This is a genomic window from Acidovorax sp. K2F, from assembly GCF_025246485.1.
Classification (GTDB): domain Bacteria; phylum Pseudomonadota; class Gammaproteobacteria; order Burkholderiales; family Burkholderiaceae_C; genus Acidovorax; species Acidovorax delafieldii.
The window spans coordinates 1-23,981 of record NZ_JAOBSQ010000051.1 but is presented as its reverse complement, the minus strand read 5'-3'; the positions used below and the strand labels follow the sequence as shown (position 1 = coordinate 23,981).

The following is a 23,981-nucleotide window of genomic DNA, read 5'->3' as shown; positions in this document are numbered from 1 at the left end:
GAATTCCGTTTCATAGCTGCCAGCCTTTCTGGAGACAAGCATGCAGAACAGCCAGCCAAAATCCTCCCGCCGGAGCTTCTTTTCCGGCGCCGCCACCGTAGGGGCTGCTGCAGCAGCCGTGGTGGCACTCCCCCATGTCGCGCCGTCCGATGCCGTGGTGTCCGAGCCCGCGCGCGTCGCACCCGAAAAGGGCGGTGGCTACCACCTGTCTGCCCGCGTGAAGCAGTACTACAAGACCACCCAACTTTGACATCGGGGCACGCCATGTTGCTAACCAAGAAGTCTTCCCATTCTGTGCAGGGCAACGGCTCTGCATCGCCTTTTGTGCACAGCCTGCGCCGTGGCCTGTCGCAGGCCCTGCCCACCATGGATCGTCGCTCGTTCCTGCGCCGCTCTGGCCTGGGAGTGGGCGTGGGCATCGCGGCCTCGCAGCTCACGCTGGTCAAGAAGTCCAACGCTGCCGAAGGTGCCAAGGTCGGCATCGGCGACAGCAAGATCGAAGTGCGCCGCACGGTGTGCACCCACTGCTCAGTGGGCTGCGCGGTCGATGCGGTGGTCGAGAACGGCGTGTGGGTGCGCCAGGAGGCGGTGTTCGACTCGCCCATCAACCTGGGTGCCCACTGTGCCAAGGGCGCAGCCCTGCGCGAGCACGGCCATGGCGAGTACCGCCTGCGTTATCCCATGAAGCTGGTCAACGGCAAATACGAGCGCATCAGCTGGGACACGGCCCTGAACGAAATCACGGCCAAGATGCAGGAGCTGCGCAAGGCCAGCGGTCCTGACAGCGTGTACTTTGTGGGTTCGTCCAAGCACAACAACGAGCAGGCCTATCTGCTGCGCAAGTTCGTGAGCTTCTGGGGGACCAACAACTGCGACCACCAGGCGCGTATCTGCCACTCCACCACGGTGGCGGGGGTGGCCAATACATGGGGCTACGGCGCCATGACCAATTCGTACAACGACATGCAAAACAGCAAGGTCGCTCTGTACATCGGCTCCAACGCGGCGGAAGCGCATCCGGTGTCCATGCTGCACATGCTGCACGCCAAGGAAACCGGCTGCAAGATGATCGTGGTGGACCCGCGCTTCACCCGCACGGCCGCCAAGGCGGACGAGTACGTGCGCATCCGCTCCGGTACCGACATTCCCTTCCTGTTTGGTGTGCTGTACCACATCTTCAAGAACGGCTGGGAAGACAAGAAGTACATCAACGACCGTGTCTATGGCATGGACAAGGTGCGCGACGAAGTGCTGGCCAAGTGGACGCCTGACAAGGTGGAAGAGGCTTGTGGCGTCAAGGAGGACCAGGTTTTCAAGGTCGCCAAGATGCTGCACGAGAACAACCCTGGCACCATCGTGTGGTGCATGGGCCAGACGCAGCACACCATCGGCAATGCCATCGTGCGTGCATCGTGCATCTTGCAGCTGGCTTTGGGCAACGTGGGCAAGAGCGGTGGCGGCACCAACATCTTCCGCGGCCACGACAACGTGCAGGGCGCAACCGACGTGGGTCCCAACCCAGACTCGCTGCCTGGCTACTACGGCCTGGCCGAAGGCTCGTGGAAGCACTTCGCCGCTGTGTGGGGAGTGGACTTCGAGTGGATCAAGAAGCAGTATGCGTCGCCCGCGATGATGACCAAGAACGGCATCACCGTGTCGCGCTGGATTGATGGTGTGCTAGAGAACAACGAGCTGATCGACCAGGACTCCAATTTGCGCGGCGTGTTCTTCTGGGGCCATGCGCCCAACTCGCAGACCCGTGGTCTGGAGATGAAGCGCGCCATGGACAAGCTGGACCTGCTGGTGGTGGTGGATCCTTATCCGTCCGCCACCGCCGCGATGGCTGCCATGCCAGGCAAGGCCGAAGATTTGAATCCCAACCGTGCGGTGTATCTGCTGCCCGCCGCCACGCAGTTCGAGACCAGTGGTTCGTGCACGGCATCCAACCGGTCGCTGCAGTGGCGCGAAAAAGTGATCGAGCCGCTGTGGGAGAGCCGCTCCGATCACATGATCATGCACCAGTTCGCCGAAAAGCTGGGCTTTGCCGCCGAGCTCTCCAAGAACTACAAGATGCAGAAGGTCAAGGGCATGGACGAGCCCGTGCCCGAGGACATCCTGCGCGAGATCAACAAGTCGGTCTGGACCATTGGCTACACCGGCCAGAGCCCTGAGCGCCTGAAGGCCCACATGAAGAACATGCACCTGTTCGATGTGAAGACCCTGAAGGCCAAGGGGGGCAAGGACAAGGAGACTGGTTACGACTTTGGCGGCGACTATTTTGGCCTGCCATGGCCCTGCTATGGCACGCCGGAGCTCAAGCACCCAGGCTCGCCCAATCTGTACGACACCTCCAAGCATGTGATGGAAGGCGGCGGCAACTTCCGCGCCAACTTCGGCGTGGAAAAGGATGGCGTCAACCTGCTGGCAGAGGACGGCTCCCATTCGGTGGGCAGCGAGATCACCACGGGCTACCCCGAGTTCGACCACGTGCTGCTCAAGAAGCTGGGCTGGTGGGACGATCTGAGCGATGCCGAAAAGGCCAAGGCCGAGGGCAAGAACTGGAAGACCGACCCCACGGGCGCGATCATTCGGGTGGCCCTCAAGCACGGTTGCCATCCATTCGGCAATGCCAAGGCGCGCGCTGTGGTGTGGAACTTCCCTGACGCCATTCCGCAGCACCGTGAGCCTCTGTATGGCACGCGTCCTGACCTCATGGCCAAGTACCCGACCCACGACGACAAGAAGGCCTTCTGGCGCCTACCCACGCTCTACAAGAGCGTGCAGGAGAAAAACGTGGCCGACAAGGTGCACGAGAAATTCCCGCTCATCATGAGCTCGGGCCGTCTCGTGGAGTACGAAGGCGGCGGCGAGGAAACCCGCTCCAACCCCTGGTTGGCGGAATTGCAGCAGGAGTCGTTCGTCGAGATCAACCCCAAGACGGCGGCCGACCGGGGCATCCGCAACGGCGAGCGCGTATGGCTCAGCTCTCCCACCGGCGCCCGCATCAATGTGCAAGCACTCGTCACTGAGCGCGTGGCACCCGATACCGTGTGGATGCCTTTCCACTTCTCGGGCCGCTGGCAAGGGGCGGACATGCTGGCGTATTACCCCAAGGGTGCGGCACCTGTGGTGCGCGGTGAAGCCGTGAACACGGCCACCACCTATGGCTACGACAGCGTGACCATGATGCAAGAAACCAAGACCACGATCTGCAACGTGGAACGCGCCTGATCGCGCCACGCAAGGAGACACACATGGCACGAATGAAATTCATCTGTGACGCAGAGCGCTGCATCGAATGCAACGGCTGCGTGACCGCCTGCAAGAACGAACACGAAGTACCCTGGGGCGTGAACCGCCGCCGCGTGGTCACCCTCAACGACGGTGTGCCGGGCGAAAAGTCCATCTCGGTGGCCTGCATGCACTGCAGCGATGCACCCTGCATGGCGGTCTGCCCTGTCAACTGCTTTTACCGCACCGAAGAGGGTGTGGTGTTGCACGACAAGGACGTGTGCATTGGCTGCGGCTACTGCAGTTATGCCTGCCCGTTTGGCGCGCCGCAGTTCCCATCGTCCGGCACCTTTGGTGTGCGCGGCAAGATGGACAAGTGCACCTTCTGCGCCGGTGGTCCTGAAACCCATGGCAGCCAGGCCGAGTTTGAAAAATACGGCCGCAATCGCCTGGCCGAAGGCAAGCTGCCCGCCTGCGCAGAAATGTGTTCTACCAAAGCCCTGCTGGCCGGTGATGGCGATGTGGTGGCTGATATCTTCCGCAACCGCGTGGTGCAGCGTGGCAAGGGCGCCGAAGTGTGGGGTTGGGGCACGGCCTACGGCTCACAACAGGCAGGTCAGCCTGCAGGAGGCAAGTCATGATGCAGCGCACCATACACATGACCTTGGCCGCTGCGGTGGCCGCCCTGGCATTGACGGGCTGCGGCGAGAAACCGCAGACCGGCATGGGCATCCGTAGCGATGCTCCGTCTTACGCCGGCACCGGCAGCAACTTCACGCAGCCTGGCTGGAAAGCCGGCGACAAAACCAGCTGGGAAGCGCAGTTGAAAGCACGCCAGCAGTACGGCCAGAACGAATACACCCGCAGCCAGGCGAAGTGAGGTCCACCATGAAATACATCGTGTGGTCCATGGCCTTGGCGGCCAGCTTGGCCTGTGGCCTGGCTGGCGCCCAGACGTCGCCTGCTGCGCCCGAAGCATCTGCGGCAGTTCCTGCAGCCACGGCTGCACCGGCTGCGGTGGGGGGTGTGCAAAGCCAGAATATCTTTCAGGTCAAACCCGATGCCAGCGCTGATCCCAAATACGCGGAACAGACCAATGGCGAGCGCATGAAGGTGCAGCCCGGCAACAACGCGCCCATGTGGCGCCAGGTGGGGCAGGGCGTGACAGGCTATAGCAGCTTGCCTGTGACCCAGGCGCCCGAGGCGGGCAACCTGATCCAGCGCTTTGTGCAGTATCCCGGCTCGCGCTACACCAATGCGGGCGAAGCGTGGCGGCAAGTGCGCAACCACTGGATCATCCCCTACGGTGCGGCGCTGTTTGCCATCGTGTTGCTGGCTTTGGGCATCTTCTACTTTGTGAAAGGCCCGCTGGGGCATGAGCATCCCGACGGCACCGGCCCCCGCCGTATCGAGCGTTTCACCCCGTTCGAGCGCGCGGCCCACTGGGCCAATGCGTTTGCATTCATCGCGCTGGCCATCTCCGGCATCGTGATGGCGTTTGGCAAGTTCTTCCTGCTGCCCATCCTGGGGACCACGCTGTTTGGCTGGTTGACCTATGCGCTCAAGAACGTTCACAACTTTGTGGGTCCGTTGTTTGCCGTGTCGCTGCTGGTGATCATTCTTACCTTCATCAAGGACAACATCGCCAACCGCGCTGACTTTGTCTGGTTGGCCAAGGGCGGCGGCATGCTGGGCAAGGGCAATCACGAGGTGCCCTCACACCGCTTCAATGCGGGCGAGAAGGGCCTGTTCTGGTGGGGCATCACCATCCCCGGCATCTTCGTGGTGGCCACTGGCCTGGTGCTCGACAAACTCATCCCCGGCTTTGGCGACGTGCGTGGCGACATGCAGATCGCCCACATGATCCACGCCACTCTGGCCATCTGGATGATGGCGCTGATCTGTGGTCATATCTACATGGGCACAGTGGGCATGAAGGGTGCCTACAAGGCCATGCGCACCGGCTATGTGAGCGAGGGCTGGGCCAAGGAACACCATGAGCTGTGGTACGACGATGTGCAGGCCGGCAAGATCCCGCGCCAGCGCAGCGCCAGCCAGTCAGCGACCGAGGTAACAGCATCTGCGGGCCAGCAGCCCGCCCAGGTATGAGGATCCACTCCATGACGAGATCAAGCATCTGCACCTCTTTGCTGGCGCTGTGCGCGGCAGCCGTATGCACTGTGGCATCGGCCAAGCTGCCGGCCCCGTCCCCCGAGGCAGCCGCCAAGGTCGCCGAAGCGGCAGCCAAGGCTGCATGGGCTGGTAAGGTGGACAACTACAAGTTGTGCCTGTCGCAAGACAAGGTGGCCGCGCACTACCGCAAGACCACGCCTTCGGCCAAGCCCGCGGCTGCTACTGGTGCTGCTTGCACGGACCCTGGCCCCTTCGCCTACACACCGCCAGCGGCCAAGCCTGCAGAGGCTGCTGGTGCACACTCGCCACCTGGCACAGCCAGCAGCCCTCCCAGCACGCAGGTACCTGCCGCTGCAGCTGCACCGGCCTCCAAGTCCTGACACGCGCCCTGCAGCGCTGTGCTCGAAGCCGCGTTCCCTGGTGGGGCGCGGCTTTTTTTCTGGGCGCGATGTGCCAGGTGCATCGCCGAGCCAGCACTCGCAGAGCGATACGGCACCAGCCTGCCCCCTTGGTGCAGTGGACCGGGCCACACAGCGGTTCATTCCCGTGCGCTAACCGCTGTAGCACCACACTGCGTATATTTGCCCCATGAGTTCCAGTTCTTTGTCCACTCCTTCCGTTTTGTCTTCGCCCTCTCTGCCGCGCCTGACGCAGGCCCACGCCCCGCTGACCCATGCAGTGGAGGTCGTCAACGAACTGGGCGCACGGGAGCAGGTACAGATCCCCGCCGAGCGTCCGCTCACGATTTATGTGGACAAGCGCGAGCTCGTGACGCTGATGACATTGGGCGCGCAACCAGAGCTGCTGGTGCTGGGTTATCTGCGCAACCAGCGGCTGGTCGAATCGGTGCTCGACATCGAATCGATCACGGTCGATTGGGAGGTCCACGCCGCCGCTGTGCGCACGCGCCATGGCATTGCACGGATCGAAGAGCGCACGGCCAGCAAGGTCGTCACCACGGGCTGCGGACAGGGCAGCGTGTTTGGCGGGCTCATGGACGAAGTGGACCGCATCCAGTTGCCCGACGCCCGCCTGACCCAGGGCCAGCTGTACGGCATCGTCAACGCGATTCGCCTCAAGGAGACCACCTACAAGTCGTCCGGTTCGGTACACGGCTGTGCCCTGTTCAAGGGGGAGGACTTGCTGATTTTTGTAGAAGACGTCGGCCGCCACAATGCGATCGATACCATCGCCGGCTGGATGTGGATGAATCCTGAGATGTGCTCATCCAGCGACTGTGCAGGAGACCCCGCAACCTCTCCCATGTCAGGGGCAGACAAGGTGTTCTACACCACCGGCCGCCTCACCAGCGAGATGGTCATCAAGTCCGCGCAGATGGGGGTGCCCATTGTGGTGTCTCGCAGCGGCATGACCCAAATGGGCCATGCCGTGGCCCAGCAGTTGGGCCTGTGCGCCATCGGGCGCGCCACCAACCGCCGGTTTGTGTGCTACAGCGCTACGCACCGCCTGGTACTGCAGCCTGAACTGGCCCAGGCACCGGTCGTGCTCCCCGCCCGGGCTGCTGGTGAAGTGTGAGGCGGCAGCGCTCCATAGTTAGCGCCCGCGCAGACAGGGTGGTGCTGGGGCCGTTGCCGCTCAATAGTCCTTGAGTCGGCCACCGCAGCGGCGTCGAGCACCTTCGGCCCGCCTTGGCCTGCGGCCCATGCAAAGGCATGGGGCGAGACGAAAAAAAGCCGGCTACAGCGAGCCGGCTTTTTTCATGAGCCACAGGGCTCAATAGCGGCCGCCGCCGTAGCCACCCGTGCCATAGCCGACGTCCGAGCGTTTGCTCGCACTGTAGCCATTGGCGCTGTAGCCCCCTGCGCCGCCACCTTCTTCACGGGGGCGGGCCAGATTCACCACAATCGAGCGCCCATCGACGGACATGCCGTGCAGCGCGCTGATGGCGGCTTGGGCCACTTCGGCCGACGCCATTTCGACAAAGCCGAAGCCCTTGGAGCGACCGGTTTCGCGGTCCATCATGACCTTGGCGGAGGACACATTGCCGAACTCGGCAAAGTTGCTTTGCAGGCTGGAATCGGTCACGGAATAGGGCAGGTTGCCCACGTAGATCTTGGTGCTCATGGAAGAGCCTTTCTGAAGGATGGCACGCAACGAAGGGCGCACCGTTGGGGTACAGCACTGTGGGCGGGAGCCCACGGCAACTGGGATGAGGACATGGAGCCTGCGGTCAGCAGAGCTTCAGCACACAGGGGGATGGGACATGCACGCTTGGAGCCAGCCCTGGGTGACGGCAAAGAGCCTGGCAGCTTCGCGCGAGGCAAAGGCTTTGTCAAAACGGAACACTCGGCAGTAGCTGCCGTTGCCACTTGAACGATGGACCGAGAAGGAGGCGCGGAAGCGGCCGCAGTCGGTCGGGTGTGTCGCGGGCGAAACGACGTACTGGCCCATGGAAATGGAGTTATTTGAAATCTGGTGCATTCGGGACCGCAGGCCGTCATCGACCTGCGTGAGCATCGAGGGACTCGGTGGGCTGCAGCTCTTCAGACCCACTGGGCGACAAGGTCGCAAAAGGCGGCCTGCCGCGGCGCGTTAGACCGTTGGGAGGCAGGCGTTGCGGTGACTGCTGGCGTCAAGAGCCGTGACTGCAACGAAGTGAAGTATATGCGATTTGTTATTTAATTTTTATTTAATATCATTTTTGGTTTTAAAAAGACGGCGCCCGTGCCTCGATTCCTCCTGCGAAGGCCGATGGGCGCTGGCGCAATGGGGAGCTCGACCATCGCTCTCCATCGTCTTTTGGCCCGTTCCCGCAGCCTCTTGCGTCCTACCTTCGAAGGATTCCATGGCCTCAGAAGGCGTCACCCCACGATGGCATGATGCGCGCATGAAAGACCTGAACGCCAGCAGCAGCACCTGGGCCGACACGTTGCCCAGCCAGTGGGGACCAGAACTGGCCCACACAGAAATTGAAGTTCCTTTGAGCCGGTCGCCGCAAGACCTGCCCACATCGTCTGCCATCAGGGCCGTTTCCGCCACGGAGCGCCTTTCACTGTGGGGCTGGATGCGCGAAGGACTGCGCGCTGCACTGTTTCTGGCGCCGCGTACAGGGGCTGCGGCACCCACGCCCTGGCAGTTGCTGGTGTTGTCGTTGATCAGCGGCGCGTTGCTGGTGGGCGCTGCACGGTTACAGATCGCGGGCCCGGCCCAGTTCAGCATGCGTGGCTGGCTCACCCCCATGTGGAGCAGCCTGGTGCTGCTGTGGCTGGCTTGGTGGGCCATGGCGCCAGCACAGCGTGCTCCTACCCCTGCGCCCGAGTTGGGTGTGCCCGGCCCCTCGGGCGGGCTGGCCGCGTGGTATGTGCTGTCGGCGTGGGCGCCCTTGGGCCCTTTGCTGGTGCTCTATGTCCTGATGGGATGGGCGGTTCACCAGCCTGCACTGTGGAATGGGACGGTGGCGAGCATCCTTTTCTGGGTGGCCTACGGCGTGCTCACGGTATGGGTGCTGGTCACGTTGGTGGTGGTGAGTGCCCGATTCATCCGATCGCGGGTGCGCACTGCGGTCTTTGGCGTGGCGATGGCTGTGGTGGTCGGGGTGGGCATGTGGCAGTTTCAGGACCAGCCCTGGGAGGAAGACGCCCTGGCGGTGGCCGATGCGTCGGCCGCGTCCGCCGACGGAGCACAGCCTCCAGAGCCTGCGCAACTGGCGCTATCGCAAGGCCTTTTTGAGAACCAGCAGCTGCTGTGGCAGCAGCAGGTGGATGCTTTGTTGCCTCAGCGTCCCGGCGTTGTGGATGTCTATGGGTTGGTGTTCGCGCCCTATGCGGATGAAAACGTGTTCCGCCGCGAAAGCACGATGGTCAACACGCTGCTGCAGGAGCGGTTTGACGCCCAGGGCCGGGTCCTGCACCTGCTCAACCATGCTGAAACTGCTGAGACCCACCCCTGGGCGACGCCCGAGAATCTGCAACGCGCCATTGCCGCGCTGGCCGCGCGCATGGATCGCGAGCATGATGTGCTGGTGATTTACATGACCTCGCATGGTGCACGCAACCATGAACTGGCCGCCGCACACTGGCCGCTGCAGGTGCCCCCGGTGACGCCGGAGATGCTGCGCGCAGCACTGGACGAATCGGGCATCCGCAACCGCGTGATCGCAGTGTCTGCCTGCTTTTCGGGAGGCTGGATCGAACCGCTGGCCACCGACAGCACCCTGATCATGACGGCGGCCGACGCCACCCACACCTCGTATGGCTGCGGCAGGCTGTCTGAGCTGACCTTCTTTGGCCGCGCGGTGTTTCATGAACAACTGCGCCAGACCCATTCCTTCACCGAGGCCTTTGCCAAAGCTGTGCCGTTGATTCAGCAGCGTGAGGTCGAGGCCGGCAAGGCCGACGGCTTTTCGAACCCGCAGATCCGCGTGGGCAAACAGATCGCCCCGGTGTTGCAGGCGCTGGAACAGCGGCTGCAGACGGAGGCACCAAATGCCTCCAGCGCAGCCCCGGCGCCGGCGGCCGACGCTCCGAGCCCGGTGTCGGCGACAGCTGCGGCGACCGACCCCGCCACAGCGCCACCCCCGCGGCCCTGATGCGTTGAACACGTTCTAACACCCCACGGCCCGCCAGCCCGTTCGCTTTGCGCTAAGGTCTGCCCATGAACCTGTCTTTCCTGCGCCTTGGCTGGCGCACCCTGGCCCGGGACCTGCGTGCGGGCGAGTTGCGACTGCTGATCGTGGCGGTCACGCTGGCGGTGGCCGCGCTCACCTCAGTGGGTTTTTTTGCCGATCGTTTGCAAGGCGGGCTGCAGCGCGACGCCCTGCAGCTGCTGGGGGGGGATGCAGTCGTGGCCAGCGACAACCCAACGCCCGCTGCATTCCTGGAGCGCGCCAAGGCGCTGGGGTTGCAATCGGTGACCACGCTGGGCTTTCCGACCATGGGCCGCGCGAGCGATGCGCAGGGCGGCGCCAGCAAGCTGGTAGCACTCAAGAGCGTGCAGCAGGGTTACCCGCTGCGCGGCAGCCTCACGGTGGCAGATGCCCCCGGCGCGCTGGAGCAGCCGACGCGTGACATCCCGGCGCCCGGCGAGGTGTGGGTGGACGCGCCACTGCTCGAATCGCTCAACCTAGCCATGGGCGACAAGCTGTTGCTGGGCGATGCGCAACTGCGCATCGCGCGCATCATCGTCATCGAGCCTGACCGGGGGGCGGGCTTCATGAGCTTTGCGCCACGTGTGATGGTGAACGAACGCGACCTGCCCGCCACGGGGCTCGTGCAGCCTGCCAGCCGCCTGACCTACCGCTTTGCCGTGGTCGGCCCGGCGTCGGCCATCAAGGCATTCAACGATTGGGCGGTGGTCGAGGCCAAGAAGCCCGAAGTGCACGGCGTGCGCGTGGAGTCGCTGGAAAGCGGCCGCCCCGAGATGCGCCAGACGCTGGACCGTGCGCAAAAATTCCTGAGCCTGGTAGCGCTGCTGGCGGCACTGTTGTCAGCCGTGGCCGTGGCGCTGGCCGCGCGCGGGTTTGCGGCGGAGCATCTCGACGCTTCGGCCATGCTGCGTGTGCTGGGGCAGAGTCAGCGCACCATTGCTGGGGCCTACACCACGGAGTTCGCGCTGATCGGCCTGTTTGCCAGCTCCTTGGGTGTGGCGCTGGGCTATGTGGTGCATTACGCGTTTGTGCTACTGCTGGCGGGATTGGTGGAATCGGCCTTGCCTTCGCCCAGTCTGTGGCCGGTGGTGTTTGGCCTAGGCATGGGGCTCACGCTGCTGTTTGCGTTTGGCTTGCCGCCGGTGCTGCAGCTGGCGCAGGTGCCGCCGTTGCGGGTGATACGGCGTGATGTGGGGGGGCTCAAGCCCGCCTCGCTGGCAGTGCTGGGTATCGGTATTGCGGGCTTTGCCGCGCTGTTGCTGGCGGTCAGCAGTGACATCAAGCTGGGTCTGATTGCCGTGGGTGGTTTTGCCGGTGCCGTGGCGCTGTTTGCAGGCCTGTCATGGGTGGCGGTCAAGCTGCTGCGCAAGAGCGTGAACGAGAGCACGGCCCCGCGTTGGCTCGTGCTGGCCACGCGGCAGATTTCTGCGCGCCCGGCCTATGCCGTGGTGCAGGTCAGCAGCCTGGCTGTGGGTCTGCTGGCCCTGGTGCTGCTGGTGCTGCTGCGCACCGACCTCATCAGCAGCTGGCGCAAGGCGACCCCACCCGATGCCCCCAACCGTTTTGTCATCAACGTGATGCCTGACCAGTCGGAGGCCTTTCAGCAGACGCTCAAGGACAGCGGAGTGGGTCGCTACGACTGGTACCCCATGATCCGCGGCCGGCTGGTGGCCGTGAACGGCAAGCCAGTGGGCCCCGACAACTACACCGACGACCGCGCCAAGCGCCTGGTGGACCGAGAATTCAACCTGTCCAACGCTGTGGAGGCACCGCCCCACAACCAGGTGGTGGCAGGACGCTGGACGCCCGGCGAGGAGGGCGCCATCAGCGTGGAAGAAGGTATTGCCCAGACGCTGGGCCTGCAGCTGGGTGACCGTTTGCAGTTCGATATGGGCGGCGTGCAGGACGAGGCCCGCATCACCAGTCTGCGCAAGGTGGACTGGGGCTCTATGCGCGCCAACTTCTTTGTGATGTACCCGGTGGCGGAGGTCAAGGATGTCCCGGTCACCTACCTGGCCGCCTACCGCGCTCCAGAAACCCACGGTTTCGACAACGCGCTGGTGCGCCAGTTTCCCAACATCACCAACGTGGACATGGGCGCCACCATTGCCCAGGTGCAGCGGGTGCTGGAGCAGGTGATCCGGGCGGTGGAGTTCTTGTTTGCCTTCACACTGGCTGCTGGGCTGGTGGTGCTGTTCGCCGCCGTCACGGCCACCCGCGAAGAGCGCGCACGCGAGTACGCCATCATGCGTGCCGTGGGGGCCCGTGCCAGCCTGCTGCGTCAGGTGCAGCGGGCCGAGCTGGTGGGTGTGGGCCTGTTGGCGGGCTTTCTGGCCAGCGCGGTGGCGGTGGGCGTGGGCTGGGCATTGGCGCGTTATGTGTTTGATTTCACCTGGACCGCCGCCCCCTGGGTGCCGCTGGCCGGTGCGCTCGCGGGCGCGGTGCTGGCGCTGGCCGCAGGCTGGTGGGGTCTGCGCGAGGTGCTGCTGCGCCCGGTGGTGGACACGCTCAGGCGGTCTGCCGAGTAACTGGACAGCAGCAGGCGCACTGCACTGCGTCCGGAAAGGGGGAGAGTCCGCATGAGCGTCCCCTGCCTTTGGCCGGTGCCGAGCGCTTTCCGAGGGGGGGTTGTCATGGCAGCTGCGGGACATTGCTCGCCCCGCGATGCAACGACCGCACGCGGCGCAAGGTGTTGCGGCCATTGGCCTCGCCGGCCCAGAGTTTGAATAAAAACAGACGATAGCGCCGAATTCATATGCGCTGATAGCTATCAAATAGATAGCGAATACTCGCCAATGCACTGGCTGCGCCTACTGCATTTTTGCTGCTCCGGTCCCGAAAAATCGCTTTTTGGGCCACCGGTGCGACAATAGAGGGCTAAATGACAAGTTCCTTTTCCAATCTATCGCTGGCTGAGCCGCTGGCGCGCGCCGTAGCCGAAATGGGCTACGAGTCCATGACGCCCATCCAGGCGCAGGCCATCCCGGTGGTGCTCACCGGCCAGGACGTGATGGGCGCAGCCCAGACCGGCACCGGCAAAACCGCCGCGTTCTCGCTGCCTTTGCTGCAGCGCCTGCTCAAGCACGAGAGCAGTTCCACATCCCCCGCTCGCCACCCTGTGCGCGCTCTGGTGCTGTTGCCCACCCGTGAGCTGGCCGACCAGGTGGCCCAGCAGATTGCGCTGTACGCCAAGTACACCAAACTGCGCAGCACGGTGGTGTTTGGCGGCATGGACATGAAGCCCCAGACCATCGAGCTGAAAAAAGGCGTCGAAGTGCTGGTGGCTACGCCGGGCCGCCTGCTCGACCATATCGAGGCCAAGAATGCGGTGCTCAACCAGGTGGAGTACGTGGTGCTCGACGAGGCCGACCGCATGCTGGACATCGGTTTTCTGCCCGACCTGCAGCGAATCCTGAGTTACCTGCCCAAGCAGCGCACCACGCTTCTGTTCAGCGCCACCTTCTCGCCCGAGATCAAGCGCCTGGCCAGCAGCTACCTGCAAAACCCCATCACCATTGAGGTGGCCCGCCCGAACGAAACGGCCTCCACGGTGGAGCAGCGCTTTTACAGCGCCAATGATGACGACAAGCGCCGAGCCATCCACCAGGTGCTCAAGACGCGCGGCATCAAGCAGGCTTTCATTTTCGTGAACAGCAAGCTCGGATGCGCCCGTTTGGCGCGCAGCCTGGAGCGTGAGGGCCTCAAGACCGCAGCCTTGCACGGCGACAAGAGCCAGGACGAGCGACTGAAGGCGCTGGAAGCCTTCAAGAGCGGCGAGGTTGATCTGCTGGTGTGTACCGATGTGGCTGCGCGCGGCCTGGACATCAAGGACGTGCCGGCGGTGTTCAACTTCGACGTGCCTTTCAATGCGGAAGACTATGTGCACCGTATTGGGCGCACAGGCCGTGCGGGCGCGTCCGGCCTGGCCGTCACACTGGTGTCGGGCAGCGATGCCCGCCTGGTGGCCGACATTGAGAAGCTGATCAAGAAAAAGATCGATCTCGAAGCCATCGAATACGAAGAAGACCGCCCCCGCGGTCGCATCAATGACGGCCGCCGCGCATGGCGCGAAGCGGGCGAGACCGGTGATCCGCGCGATGTCATTCCGGCTGCCGTGCGTGAGCGCAACGAGCGCCGCGAACCCCGCGAGTCGCGTGAACACCACCGGGGTTTCCGCCCTGCCGTGGCCTCGCGCGATCCCTTCTTCGAAAAGCCTTACGAACCCAGCAGTGCGGATTCCGCCCCCGCCTGGGAGGCTGCCGCCAAATCGCCTGCGCGCAGCAGCATTTCGGCCAACATCAAGCCCAAGCGCAAGGTGGCAGCCTTGTTCAAGGCGGTTCAACCTGAGACCTCCACGCAGTAACAGCTGGCGCTCGTTGCGCTGGTTGCCGTGGTGTCCGTCCCGGGCGCGTTGACTGCTCGGGTCAATCCCCAGTTTCCCAGCTCTTTAGCCCGGCTGCTGCGCCTGTTCGCAATGCACCTGCAGCAGCTCGCGGTCAGCCAGTGTCGCGCCGAAACGCACGGCGCTCAGGCACCCCCCCCATACACAGCCAGTGTCCAGGCCCAGCAGGTCGCTGCGGTTGAGCCACCCCAGGGTGGACCAGTGGCCAAAGGCCATCAGCGTGCCAGTGGTGCGTCGGCCTGGCACATCAAACCAGGGCATCAGGCCCTCTGGGGCATCGCTGGCGCTTTCGGTGCTTTCAAAATCCATCACACCGTCGGATGAGCAAAAGCGCATGCGCGTCAGCGCGTTCACGATCACACGCAGCCGGTCGGTGCCTGTGAGGGTATCGCTCCAGTGGTCCGGCGTGTTGCCATACATGCTGTGCAAGAAGGCGGGCAGGTCCGGACTACCCAGCACGGCATGGACCTCCTGCGCGCGTTCCAGGGTGTCCGTGGGGGTCCAGGCAGGTACCACGCCCGCATGCACCATCAGCAGGGTCTGGCCGGCATGCTCGTGGGCCCGCGCCAATGGCTGGTGGCGCAGCCACTCGAGCAAAGCGCTGCGGTCCGGGGCGTCGAGCACCGAGGCCAGGGTGTCGCGGCGTGAGGGTTTGCGCGCGCCGTGTGCGGCAGCGAGCAAGTGCAGGTCGTGGTTGCCCAGCAGGCAGCGGATGGCGTCGCCCTGCTGCATGCAGCGGCGTAGCACGGCAGCGGAGTCGGGGCCGCGGTTGACGAGGTCCCCCAGCAGGTACACCGTGTCACGGCTGGCAGAAAAGCCGATGGTGTCCAGCAGGCGCCCCAGGGCGTCGTCGCAGCCCTGAATGTCGCCGATACAGTAAAGTGCCATGATGGTCGTCGGTTGCAAACCTGATTGAGTGAAGCATGGATTTTCTGCTGATCGCGCTGCTGACCCTGCTCAACGGCGTGTTCGCGATGTCCGAGCTGGCGCTGGCGTCAAGTCGCAGGTCGCGGCTGACCGCCATGGCCGAGGCGGGTGACAAGGGCGCACAGGCCGCTCTGGCGCTGCTTGAGAACCCCACGCAGTTTTTGTCCTCGGTGCAAGTGGGCATCACCTCCATTGGCATGCTCAACGGGATCCTCGGAGAGGCTGCGTTCAGCGATGACCTGGGGCTGTGGCTGCAGCAGCTCGGGATGCCTGTGCGGGCCGCCAGCATCACCGCTACCGCGCTGGTGGTAACCGTCATCACCTTCGTCACCATCGTGTTTGGCGAACTGGTGCCCAAACGCATCGGACAGCTCTATCCCGAGGCGGTGTCCCGCCTGGTGGCGCGACCCATGGCCTGGGTGGCCCGGGTGGCCAAGCCTTTTGTGCGCCTGTTGTCGCTCTCAACCCAAGGGGTGCTGCGCCTGATGCAGGTGGACAACACAGCAGGGCGTTCGGTCACGGAAGAAGAAATCGTTGCCAGCCTGGAAGAAGGTCGCGAGGCCGGTGTGATCGAGCACCATGAGCACCAGATGGTGCAAAACGTGTTTCGCCTGGATGATCGGCCATTGACCTCGCTGATGGTGCCGCGCAGTGATGTGGGCTGGCTCGATGCAGGGTGGTCGGTGTTGCAGGGCTTGCAGCAGGCGGGCCGTGGCGGCGAGCATGCCGCGCATTCGTGGTACCCCGTGTGTCGCAACTCTCTGGACGAGGTGGTGGGTATTGTGAGCGTGGCCCGGTTGCTGGAGCTGGGGCCTGATGCGCCCGGCACGCTGGAACAGTATGTGAAGCCCGCCGCCTTTTTGCCCGAGACCTTGAGCGGCATGGAGCTGCTGGAGCAGTTTCGAGCGCGCTCGGGGCGCATGGTGTTTGTGGTGGACGAATACGGCGTGGTGCAGGGCATCATGACCCCGCACGATCTGCTCGAAGCCATTACCGGTGAATTGCAGCCCGGCGCTGCCGCCGATGCCTGGGCCACCCCGCGTGGTGATGGCGCATGGCTGCTGGATGGGCTGATGCCCGTGTCCGAACTCAAGGCGCGCCTGGATATTCGAGATCTGCCGCAGGAAGACCGTGGGCGGTATAACACCCTGGCGGGGTTTTTGATGGCAGAAACGGGGCATTTACCTGCCGTAGGCGAACAGATTGTGTGCGTGGGCTGGATATTCGAGGTGCTGGCCCTGGAGGGCAAACGCATTGACCGCGTATTGGCACAGCCCGACAGCGTACTTTGAAGCCTTTGTGGCTTCTTGGACCACCGGCTGTCCAGATGCTCAATATGCCAGGTAGTATTTTTGTGGTTTCTTAATGCAAAATCTTTACCCCGGCGTGTGCTCGCAGCGGTTATCCATATAATCGCGTCGTCACCAACCCCATTTTCTTTTTCAGACACCATGACCAGCTACAAAGAACTTTTGAAGCAGCGTGAAGCGCTTGAGCAACAAATCAGCGAAGCCCGTCGCCGAGAATTGTCGGACGCTGTTGCCCAAGTGCGCGCCTTGGTGGCCGAATATGGTCTGACCGCCCAGGATGTGTTCCCGGCAGGCAAGGCCGCAGGGAAAACCGGCCGCAGCTCTACCGCAGGCACCAAAGTGGCCCCCAAATACCGCGACCCGGCGACTGGCCAGACATGGACCGGCCGTGGCAAGGCGCCCAAGTGGATTCAGAACGAAAACCGCGAAAAGTTCGCCATCTGAGAGCCGGCATTCGCTGTACTAAAAAATAGCCCGCAACTGCGGGCTATTTTTTTGGGTGGCCTGGCATGGGGCGTCGAACTACCGAGCCTGGCCCAGCATCTGGATCCTTCATACCTCGCTGGGGACACAAAATCTGCGCCCTGCATTCACTGGGTGGATACCGCAAAAACCGCTTTCCCGACCAGCCATTGCGCACGGAACCTAAAAAATCGGTCTGCGTGTTGTGGTTCAACCCACTCCAGGCCGTCAATCCGCCGCATATTTTTGCGCCATCTCCCGCAGTACCTGGGCAGTAAATGCGTCGGCCGGGAAAAACGATTCCACCGCTAACTCCTGCAGCGTCACATCCACTGGAGTGCCGAATATCGTCGTGGTGCTGATGAGCGACAGCATGCCGTGCACGCTATTGAAACAAAACGGCATCACCACACCCAGCATTTCTCCCGCCATCACGAGCGGTGTGGATTCATCGGGCGCGGGGTATTCCAGCAGTTCGGCCTGCAGGGCCAGCAATGCCGGGTCCCCCGTGGCATGAATCTGCTGGCGCAGGCGCTCGAAGAGGTGGTGGCGCCATTGCGCCAGATTGGCGATGCGTGACGCCAAGCCGTCGGGGTGCAGGCTCAGGCGGAACACGTTGATGGGGGGCGTGAGCAGTTCAGGGCTCACGTGCGCGGCCAGCAAGGCCTGTGCTGCGCGGTTGGCAGCCACCACGTTCCAGCAGCGGTCGAGCGCGATGGCGGGGCAGGGCTCATGGCCCTTGAGCACCAGCTCGACGGCCTGGCGCGCTGCGGTCAGTGCCGGGTCGTCCAGCGCGCGTTCTCGGTACATGGGGGCGTAGCCGGCTGCCACCAGCAGTGCGTTGCGTTCGCGCAGCGGGATGGCCAGGCGCTCGCACAGGCGCAGCACCATGTCGCGGCTGGGATTGGTGCGACCGGTTTCCATGAAGCTCACGTGCCGCGTGGAGATGTCTGCCTCGTCGGCCAGCTCCAGCTGACTCAGGTGCCGCTGCTGGCGCCAGGTGCGCAGGTGGTCGCCAAAACTGGCAGGCCCCACCGCTGTGCTGCGGTGCGGCAGCGGATGGCGCGGGGTGCGGCGAGAGGAGGTGGAGGGTGCGGACGTCATGCCTCGCATCCTAGGCCCAACCAGGCCGCAGGCCATTACCTGCCATGTCATCGACGCCATGCGCCGCAGCGGCAACGATGCAGCCTTCTTCAACCCCCAAGGAGCTTGCCATGTTGAACCTGTTGTCTTCCCCCTCCCTTTTGCGTGCCGTGGTCTGGTTCGATGCGTCCACCGGGCTGCTGCTGGGCGCCTTGCATCTGCTGCTGACGGCGTCGCTGGCCGAATGGCTGGGGCTGCCGCACGGACTGCTGGTGGTGTCCGGCGTTTTGCTGCTGGGCTACGCAGCACTGGCCACCCGCATTGCCCGCGCGCGCACCATGCCGCGCGGAGGGCTGTGGGCGCTGATCGCTGCCAACTTTGGATGGGCGTTGGCCAGCCTGGTGCTGCTGCTCGGTAACGCCGTGGCACCCACGTTGCTGGGTCAGGCGTACCTGGTGGTGCACGTGGTCTCGGTGGCGCTCATTGCTGAGCTGCAGTGGATGGGTGTGCGCCGCCTGCCTGCATGGGCTGCTGCTTAGTTCTTTTGCGCTATATATTTGATAGCTATTGAGGAATAAGGATGTAGCGCTTGGGCGGATTTCTCCGCAAAAATGGTGAAAAGAGCGTCGTATGAGCCTCTGCGCCAGGGCGGCGGGACACAGCGGCATACCCCCAACGATTGCGCCGTCATGGGGGACTGCCAGAATAGACGCTGTTGCCTTATCAAGGAGTTCGCCATGGCCTCATCGTCCAAGCCGCTAGCCAAACCGTCGTCCCGACCCGCACGCCACGCCTTTGCCAACACGCTCAAGGGCTTCAAAACGGCGTCGGGCAAGGAGGGCAAGTTCTACTCTCTGCCCGCGCTGGCCAAGCAGTTTCCGCAGATCCAGCGTCTGCCGGTGTCGATCCGCATCGTGCTCGAATCGGTGCTGCGCAATTGTGACGGCCGCAAGGTGACGGCCGAGCATGTGCAACAGCTTGCGCACTGGGCGCCCAATGCCGCGCGTACCGACGAGATCCCTTTTGTCGTCTCGCGCGTGGTGCTGCAGGACTTCACCGGTGTGCCTTTGCTGGCCGATCTGGCCGCCATGCGCAGCGTGGCCGCCAAGCTGGGCAAGAACCCCAAGAAGATCGAGCCCCTGGTGCCGGTGGACCTGGTGGTGGACCACTCGATCATGGTCGACCACTACGGCAAGAAGAATTCGCTCGACCTGAACATGAAGCTCGAATTCCAGCGCAACAAAGAGCGCTACGAGTTCATGAAGTGGGGCATGCAGGCCTTTGACACCTTTGGTGTGGTGCCCCCGGGCTTTGGCATCGTGCACCAGGTCAACCTCGAATACCTGGCGCGCGGCGTGCACAAGCGCAAGGATGGCGTGTACTACCCCGACACCCTGGTGGGCACCGACAGCCACACCACCATGATCAACGGCATCGGCGTGGTGGGCTGGGGCGTGGGCGGCATCGAGGCCGAGGCCGCCATGCTGGGCCAGCCGGTGTACTTCCTCACGCCCGATGTGGTGGGCTTTGAGATGACCGGCCAGCTGCGCGAGGGCGTGACCGCCACCGACCTGGTGCTCACGGTGACCGAGCTGCTGCGCCAGCACAAGGTGGTGGGCAAGTTCGTGGAGTTCTTTGGCGAAGGCACGCGCACCCTGGCGCTGCCCGACCGCGCCACCATCGGCAACATGGCGCCGGAGTACGGCGCCACCATGGGCTTCTTCCCGGTGGACGAAAAGACCATCGACTACTTCAAGGGCACGGGCCGTACCAAGGGCGAGATCGAAGCCTTCGAGGCCTACTTCAAGGCCCAGGGGCTGTTTGGTGTGCCGCTGGCCGGCGAGGTCGACTATTCGCAGGTCGTCAAGCTCGACCTTGGCAGCGTCACCCCCAGCCTGGCGGGCCCCAAGCGCCCGCAAGACCGCATCGAGCTGGGCAAGGTCAGCAGCCAGTTCGCTGAGCTGTTCAGCAAGCCCAACGCGCAAAACGGCTTCAACCGCCCGGCAGAGCTGCTGCACACGCGCCATCACATCCACCGCCATGGCGAAGCTGTCGCCGAAGAGGCTACGCCAGACGGTAAGCCCACGCCGGCCGGCGCACCGCGCTCGGTGGTCGAGATGGAGGCCAACAAACCTGCACTGGCCACTGCGCACGGCGAGGCCCGCGCAGCCACGCTGCCCGCCAAGGGGGCTGACCCCACAGTGGGCAATGGCGACGTGCTGATTGCCGCCATCACCAGCTGCACCAACACCAGCAACCCCAGCGTGCTGCTGGCTGCAGGCCTCTTGGCCAAGAAAGCGGTGGAGGCAGGCCTCAAGGTGCAGCCGCACATCAAGACCTCGCTGGCCCCCGGCTCGCGCATCGTCACCGAATACCTCACGCAGACCGGGCTGCTGCCGTACCTGGAAAAGCTGGGCTTTGCGCTGGCGGGCTATGGCTGCACCACCTGCATCGGCAACGCGGGCGACCTCACCCCGGAATTGAACGAGGTCATCACCAGCAACGATCTGGTCTGCGCAGCCGTGCTGTCGGGCAACCGCAATTTCGAGGCGCGCATCCATCCCAACCTCAAGGCCAACTTTCTGGCCAGCCCGCCACTGGTGGTGGCGTATGCCATCGCGGGCACGGTGCTCAAAGACCTGATGACCGAACCCGTGGGCAAGGGCAAGGGGGGCAAGGACATCTACCTGGGCGACATCTGGCCCACCAGCGATGAAGTCCACGCCCTGCTCAAGTTCGCCATGAACGGCAAGGCCTTCCGCGAAAACTACGCCAAGGTGGCGACCGACCCCGGAAAGCTGTGGGAGAAGATCAAGGGAGTCAGTGGCACGGCCTACACCTGGCCCGCCAGCACTTACATTGCCGAGCCGCCGTTTTTTGCCCAGTTTGCGCTCGACAAAGGCGCTGCGGCCGCGTCGGCGGTGCACGGCGCGCGCATCATGGCGCTGTTCGGCGACTCCATCACCACCGACCACATCTCGCCCGCAGGCTCCATCAAGGAAAGCTCGCCCGCAGGCCAGTGGCTGTTGCAGCACGGCGTGCAAAAGGCAGACTTCAACAGCTACGGCGCCCGCCGGGGCAACCATGACGTGATGATGCGCGGCACCTTTGCCAATGTGCGCATCAAGAACCTGATGATTCCGCCCACCGCCGATGGCTCGCGTGAAGAGGGCGGCGTCACGTTGTTCCAGAACGATGGTCCGCTGCAGGGCGAGAAGATGTTCATCTTTGATGCCGCCATGCAGTACATGGCGCAGGGCACGCCCACCGTGATTTTTGCGGGCGAAGAGTACGGCACCGGCTCCAGCCGCGACTGGGCCGCCAAGGGCACGCAACTGCTCGGCATCAAGGCGGTGGTGGCGCGCAGCTTTGAGCGCATTCACCGCTCCAACCTCGTTGGCATGGGCGTGTTGCCGCTGCAGTTCAAGGCGGGCGATTCTTGGGAAACGCTGGGCCTGACGGGCAATGAGGTGATTGATGTGGTGCCTGATGCCGCACTCACGCCACAGAGCGATGCGAGGCTGGTCATCCACCGTGCCGACGGCACGCGCCAGGAAGTGACGGTGACCCTGCGCATCGACACCCCCATCGAGGTGGACTACTACCAGGCCGGCGGCATCTTGCCGTTTGTGCTGCGCCAGCTGTTGGAGGGTTGAGGGCCCGCTGCATCCTTCTTCCTTGCCGCATCGCGCCCTGCGCTGATGCGTGCACGCAACGCCTGGGCGCAGCGCCGTCCCGGGTTGTCTTGGACGGGGCTTTGGCCCCGTTTTTCATGGTGCGAGCGCTCTGGTCATTTCCTTACGCGTAGATACACTTGTGACGTTGTGCGGCCATTTCGCTGGCACTGCCATTCACCCCTTCGTCCATGCCACCTCCCAACAGCTCTCCGACAGCGCGCATGCCCTGGTCGGATGCGCCCGCCATCACCGTGGTGCTGGTGGTGGCAGTGCTGGCGCTGGTCGTGGTGCCGCTGGCGCAGATGCTGGGGGATGGGGCGGGCGCCCAGCACGGGCTGGAACCGTTGCTGGAACTAGTGGCGGTGCTGCTGGGACTGCTGGTGGTGTCGGTGTCCCTGCACGCCCTGGAGGCGCAGGAGCAGGCGCGCGCGAATGTCCTGGTGGTGGGTTTTGGCGTAGCGGCGGCCTGCAATTTTCTGCACGGGGTGCTGGTGCACTCCGGCCCTGTGCACATGCCGCCCGGCAGTGCCGACATGTCGTTGTGGCTGAGCAGTTGGGCGCGTGTGGCCGAGGCCCTGACCTTGGGGCTCACCGCCACGCGCTTGTCGGCCCCCGGGCCGGCCCGCGCTTGGCTGGCAGCGGCGGGGGGTGTCACGCTGGTGCTGGCAGGGTCGTCGCTGGGGCCGCTGCCCCAGTGGTTTGCCCATGCTGCAGACGGTGCCTTGCGCCAGGTGGTGGCCGTGGGGCTCGCCCTGGCCTTGGCCGCCAGCGCTGTGGTGTTGCATCGCCGCAGCCGCAGCGAAGAGGCACCGCGTGAACGCCTGTTTGCCTGGGCGGCCGGAGCGTTCGTGTGCGGTGAGGTCACGGTGGGCGCGCTGGGCGGGCATTCGATGCTGGGTGGAGTGCTGTCCCATGGCTTTCGGGTGGTGGCGTATGCGCTGCTGTACCAGGCGGTGTTTGATGCAGGCATCCGCCGCCCGTTTGCGCGCATCCAGGAGGCCGAGAGCCGGTTGCGCGAGAGCGAGGGGCGTCTGTCATTGCTGGGGCGCAACCTGCCGCACAGCGTGTTGTTCCAGATCGTGCGCGAGCTGGATGGCCGGGTGCATTTTGTGCACATGGGCGACGCCATCGAACGGCTGAACGGGGTACGCGTCGAAGACGTGTTGCAGGACCCACGCGTGCTTTACCGGCAGATCCTCCCGGAAGACATAGATCGCCTGCGGCAGGCAGAGCGCCAGTCCTACCTGTCCATGACCAGTCTGGAGGCGGTGTTTCGGGTGCGCCGCACCGACGGCCAGGTGCGCTGGATGCACCTGAGTTCGTCGCCGCGCCGGCTGCAGGATGGCCGGGTGCTGTGGGATGGCGTGCAGACCGACATCACCGCCCACCACCAAGCCGAAGAGGCCGCGCACGCCCAGCAGGCGCTCATGGCCAACACGCTGCGCCATGTGCCGGGTGGTGTGTCGCGGATTGATCGGGACTTGCGCGTGCTGTACGTCAATGAACAGCAGGCACGCTGGCTCTACACCACGCCCCAGGCGCTGGAAGGGCAGCGGCTGCAGGATGTGATCCCGCCCGAAGTGTTCGCGCGCATCCACCCGCACCTTGAAAAAGCCTTTGCGGGCGAGACCGCGGTGTTCGAAAACCGCATTGACGGCCCTGACGGCACACAGTTTCGCCACACCACCATCGCCCCAGAGAGCGTGACGGCGCAAGGGGTGGCAGCCGTGGTGCTGTTTGCCTACGACTTGACGGCGCTCAAGCGCATCGAACAAGAATTGGCCCAGCAGAAGGCGCATCTGGCCAGCGTGGTCAATGCCATGCCGGACATGGTGTTCATGAAGGACACCAACGGGGTGTACTTGTCGGTCAACCCGGTATTCGAGCGTTTTGCGGGCCGGCCCGAACGCGATGTGGTGGGCCGAAACGACTACGACCTGACCAACGCGGCCGAGGCCGAGCGCTTTCGCAAGTACGACCAGCGCGCCATGCAGGCCTGGCAGCCGCTGGTGTATGAGGAAACGCTCACCTTCGCCGAAGACGGCTACCAGGGCCAGTTCGAGACCATCAAGACGCCCATCCGCGATCTGCATGGCCGCGTGACGGGCATCCTGGGCGTGTGCCGCGACATCACAGACCGCAAACGCGCC

At 64.1% G+C, this 23,981-nt stretch carries 19 protein-coding genes; 15 read left to right on the top strand and 4 right to left on the bottom strand.

Features of this window, described 5'->3' with window-relative positions:
• Positions 1-40: 40 nt before the first annotated feature.
• From N4G42_RS18915 to N4G42_RS18885, 7 genes are all read left to right on the top strand, one after another.
• On the top strand, positions 41-250 hold the full coding sequence (locus N4G42_RS18915) for a formate dehydrogenase (protein WP_260668278.1): 210 nt from the start codon (positions 41-43) through the stop codon (positions 248-250).
• 14 nt (positions 251-264) lie between these two features.
• Positions 265-3,231, top strand: a complete 2,967-nt coding sequence (locus tag N4G42_RS18910) for a formate dehydrogenase subunit alpha (protein ID WP_056746763.1) — start codon at positions 265-267, stop codon at positions 3,229-3,231.
• Between the two features lie 23 nt (positions 3,232-3,254).
• The gene (gene fdh3B, locus N4G42_RS18905; protein WP_055402827.1) at positions 3,255-3,872 is read left to right on the top strand and encodes a formate dehydrogenase FDH3 subunit beta; all 618 of its coding nucleotides are present in this window, start codon (positions 3,255-3,257) and stop codon (positions 3,870-3,872) included.
• Positions 3,869-4,111, top strand: a complete 243-nt coding sequence (locus N4G42_RS18900; protein WP_409557848.1) for a hypothetical protein — start codon at positions 3,869-3,871, stop codon at positions 4,109-4,111. The genes fdh3B and N4G42_RS18900 overlap by 4 nt, the downstream gene beginning before the upstream one ends.
• Before the next feature lie 8 nt (positions 4,112-4,119).
• On the top strand, positions 4,120-5,340 hold the full coding sequence (locus N4G42_RS18895; RefSeq protein ID WP_260668277.1) for a formate dehydrogenase subunit gamma: 1,221 nt from the start codon (positions 4,120-4,122) through the stop codon (positions 5,338-5,340).
• A gap of 11 nt (positions 5,341-5,351) precedes the next feature.
• The gene (locus N4G42_RS18890; RefSeq protein ID WP_260668276.1) at positions 5,352-5,744 is read left to right on the top strand and encodes a hypothetical protein; all 393 of its coding nucleotides are present in this window, start codon (positions 5,352-5,354) and stop codon (positions 5,742-5,744) included.
• A 208-nt stretch (positions 5,745-5,952) separates the two neighbouring features.
• Positions 5,953-6,900, top strand: coding sequence for a formate dehydrogenase accessory sulfurtransferase FdhD (locus tag N4G42_RS18885; RefSeq protein ID WP_260668275.1), 948 nt, complete (start codon positions 5,953-5,955; stop codon positions 6,898-6,900).
• Between the two features lie 198 nt (positions 6,901-7,098).
• On the opposite strand, the gene N4G42_RS18880 is transcribed toward N4G42_RS18885, so the two are convergent.
• Positions 7,099-7,449 carry an RNA recognition motif domain-containing protein gene (locus N4G42_RS18880; RefSeq protein WP_056058635.1) on the bottom strand — a complete coding sequence of 117 codons (351 nt, stop codon included), beginning with the start codon at positions 7,447-7,449 and terminating at the stop codon, positions 7,099-7,101.
• Positions 7,450-7,566: 117 nt separating this feature from the next.
• On the bottom strand, positions 7,567-7,806 hold the full coding sequence (locus tag N4G42_RS18875; RefSeq protein WP_409557850.1) for a hypothetical protein: 240 nt from the start codon (positions 7,804-7,806) through the stop codon (positions 7,567-7,569).
• A 406-nt stretch (positions 7,807-8,212) separates the two neighbouring features.
• On the opposite strand from N4G42_RS18875, the gene N4G42_RS18870 reads away from it, so the two are divergent.
• The 3 genes from N4G42_RS18870 (at position 8,213) to N4G42_RS18860 (ending at position 14,333) form a co-directional block, all read left to right on the top strand.
• Positions 8,213-9,913 carry a C13 family peptidase gene (locus tag N4G42_RS18870; RefSeq protein WP_260668273.1) on the top strand — a complete coding sequence of 567 codons (1,701 nt, stop codon included), beginning with the start codon at positions 8,213-8,215 and terminating at the stop codon, positions 9,911-9,913.
• Positions 9,914-9,978: 65 nt separating this feature from the next.
• On the top strand, positions 9,979-12,498 hold the full coding sequence (locus tag N4G42_RS18865) for an ABC transporter permease (RefSeq protein WP_260668272.1): 2,520 nt from the start codon (positions 9,979-9,981) through the stop codon (positions 12,496-12,498).
• Between the two features lie 353 nt (positions 12,499-12,851).
• A complete protein-coding gene (locus N4G42_RS18860; protein ID WP_260668271.1) occupies positions 12,852-14,333 on the top strand; it encodes a DEAD/DEAH box helicase in 1,482 nt (493 codons plus the stop codon).
• An 84-nt stretch (positions 14,334-14,417) separates the two neighbouring features.
• Here the strand turns inward: N4G42_RS18860 and N4G42_RS18855 are convergent, their stop codons facing one another.
• Positions 14,418-15,260, bottom strand: a complete 843-nt coding sequence (locus N4G42_RS18855) for a symmetrical bis(5'-nucleosyl)-tetraphosphatase (RefSeq protein ID WP_260668270.1) — start codon at positions 15,258-15,260, stop codon at positions 14,418-14,420.
• 35 nt (positions 15,261-15,295) lie between these two features.
• Here N4G42_RS18855 and N4G42_RS18850 point away from each other — a divergent pair, with 35 nt between their 5' ends.
• Positions 15,296-16,591 carry a hemolysin family protein gene (locus N4G42_RS18850; protein ID WP_260668269.1) on the top strand — a complete coding sequence of 432 codons (1,296 nt, stop codon included), beginning with the start codon at positions 15,296-15,298 and terminating at the stop codon, positions 16,589-16,591.
• Positions 16,592-16,750: 159 nt separating this feature from the next.
• A complete protein-coding gene (locus N4G42_RS18845) occupies positions 16,751-17,053 on the top strand; it encodes an H-NS histone family protein (RefSeq protein ID WP_260668268.1) in 303 nt (100 codons plus the stop codon).
• 246 nt (positions 17,054-17,299) lie between these two features.
• Here the strand turns inward: N4G42_RS18845 and N4G42_RS18840 are convergent, their stop codons facing one another.
• Entirely contained in the window at positions 17,300-18,175 is an 876-nt protein-coding gene (locus tag N4G42_RS18840; protein WP_260668266.1) for a helix-turn-helix domain-containing protein, read from the bottom strand.
• Positions 18,176-18,285: 110 nt separating this feature from the next.
• Between N4G42_RS18840 and N4G42_RS18835 the strand changes: the two genes are divergently transcribed.
• The 3 genes from N4G42_RS18835 to N4G42_RS18820 form a co-directional block, all read left to right on the top strand.
• A complete protein-coding gene (locus tag N4G42_RS18835; RefSeq protein WP_260668265.1) occupies positions 18,286-18,693 on the top strand; it encodes a hypothetical protein in 408 nt (135 codons plus the stop codon).
• Between the two features lie 198 nt (positions 18,694-18,891).
• Positions 18,892-21,810: an aconitate hydratase gene (locus N4G42_RS18830; protein WP_056058660.1), complete on the top strand. Its 2,919-nt coding sequence runs from the start codon at positions 18,892-18,894 to the stop codon at positions 21,808-21,810.
• A 209-nt stretch (positions 21,811-22,019) separates the two neighbouring features.
• Positions 22,020-23,981, top strand: a 1,962-nt coding sequence (locus tag N4G42_RS18820) for a PAS domain-containing protein (RefSeq protein WP_313771923.1), incomplete at its 3' end; no start/stop codon positions are given.

Bases quoted from the DNA above. Each gene is read 5' to 3' on its own strand.
- N4G42_RS18915 (WP_260668278.1), top strand. From the start codon at position 41: ATGCAGAACAGCCAGCCAAAATCCTCCCGCCGGAGCTTCTTTTCCGGC.
- N4G42_RS18910 (WP_056746763.1), top strand. From the start codon at position 265: ATGTTGCTAACCAAGAAGTCTTCCCATTCTGTGCAGGGCAACGGCTCT.
- fdh3B (WP_055402827.1), top strand. From the start codon at position 3,255: ATGGCACGAATGAAATTCATCTGTGACGCAGAGCGCTGCATCGAATGC.
- N4G42_RS18900 (WP_409557848.1), top strand. From the start codon at position 3,869: ATGATGCAGCGCACCATACACATGACCTTGGCCGCTGCGGTGGCCGCC.
- N4G42_RS18895 (WP_260668277.1), top strand. From the start codon at position 4,120: ATGAAATACATCGTGTGGTCCATGGCCTTGGCGGCCAGCTTGGCCTGT.
- N4G42_RS18890 (WP_260668276.1), top strand. From the start codon at position 5,352: ATGACGAGATCAAGCATCTGCACCTCTTTGCTGGCGCTGTGCGCGGCA.
- N4G42_RS18885 (WP_260668275.1), top strand. From the start codon at position 5,953: ATGAGTTCCAGTTCTTTGTCCACTCCTTCCGTTTTGTCTTCGCCCTCT.
- N4G42_RS18880 (WP_056058635.1), bottom strand. From the start codon at position 7,449: ATGAGCACCAAGATCTACGTGGGCAACCTGCCCTATTCCGTGACCGAT.
- N4G42_RS18875 (WP_409557850.1), bottom strand. From the start codon at position 7,806: ATGCACCAGATTTCAAATAACTCCATTTCCATGGGCCAGTACGTCGTT.
- N4G42_RS18870 (WP_260668273.1), top strand. From the start codon at position 8,213: ATGAAAGACCTGAACGCCAGCAGCAGCACCTGGGCCGACACGTTGCCC.
- N4G42_RS18865 (WP_260668272.1), top strand. From the start codon at position 9,979: ATGAACCTGTCTTTCCTGCGCCTTGGCTGGCGCACCCTGGCCCGGGAC.
- N4G42_RS18860 (WP_260668271.1), top strand. From the start codon at position 12,852: ATGACAAGTTCCTTTTCCAATCTATCGCTGGCTGAGCCGCTGGCGCGC.
- N4G42_RS18855 (WP_260668270.1), bottom strand. From the start codon at position 15,260: ATGGCACTTTACTGTATCGGCGACATTCAGGGCTGCGACGACGCCCTG.
- N4G42_RS18850 (WP_260668269.1), top strand. From the start codon at position 15,296: ATGGATTTTCTGCTGATCGCGCTGCTGACCCTGCTCAACGGCGTGTTC.
- N4G42_RS18845 (WP_260668268.1), top strand. From the start codon at position 16,751: ATGACCAGCTACAAAGAACTTTTGAAGCAGCGTGAAGCGCTTGAGCAA.
- N4G42_RS18840 (WP_260668266.1), bottom strand. From the start codon at position 18,175: ATGACGTCCGCACCCTCCACCTCCTCTCGCCGCACCCCGCGCCATCCG.
- N4G42_RS18835 (WP_260668265.1), top strand. From the start codon at position 18,286: ATGTTGAACCTGTTGTCTTCCCCCTCCCTTTTGCGTGCCGTGGTCTGG.
- N4G42_RS18830 (WP_056058660.1), top strand. From the start codon at position 18,892: ATGGCCTCATCGTCCAAGCCGCTAGCCAAACCGTCGTCCCGACCCGCA.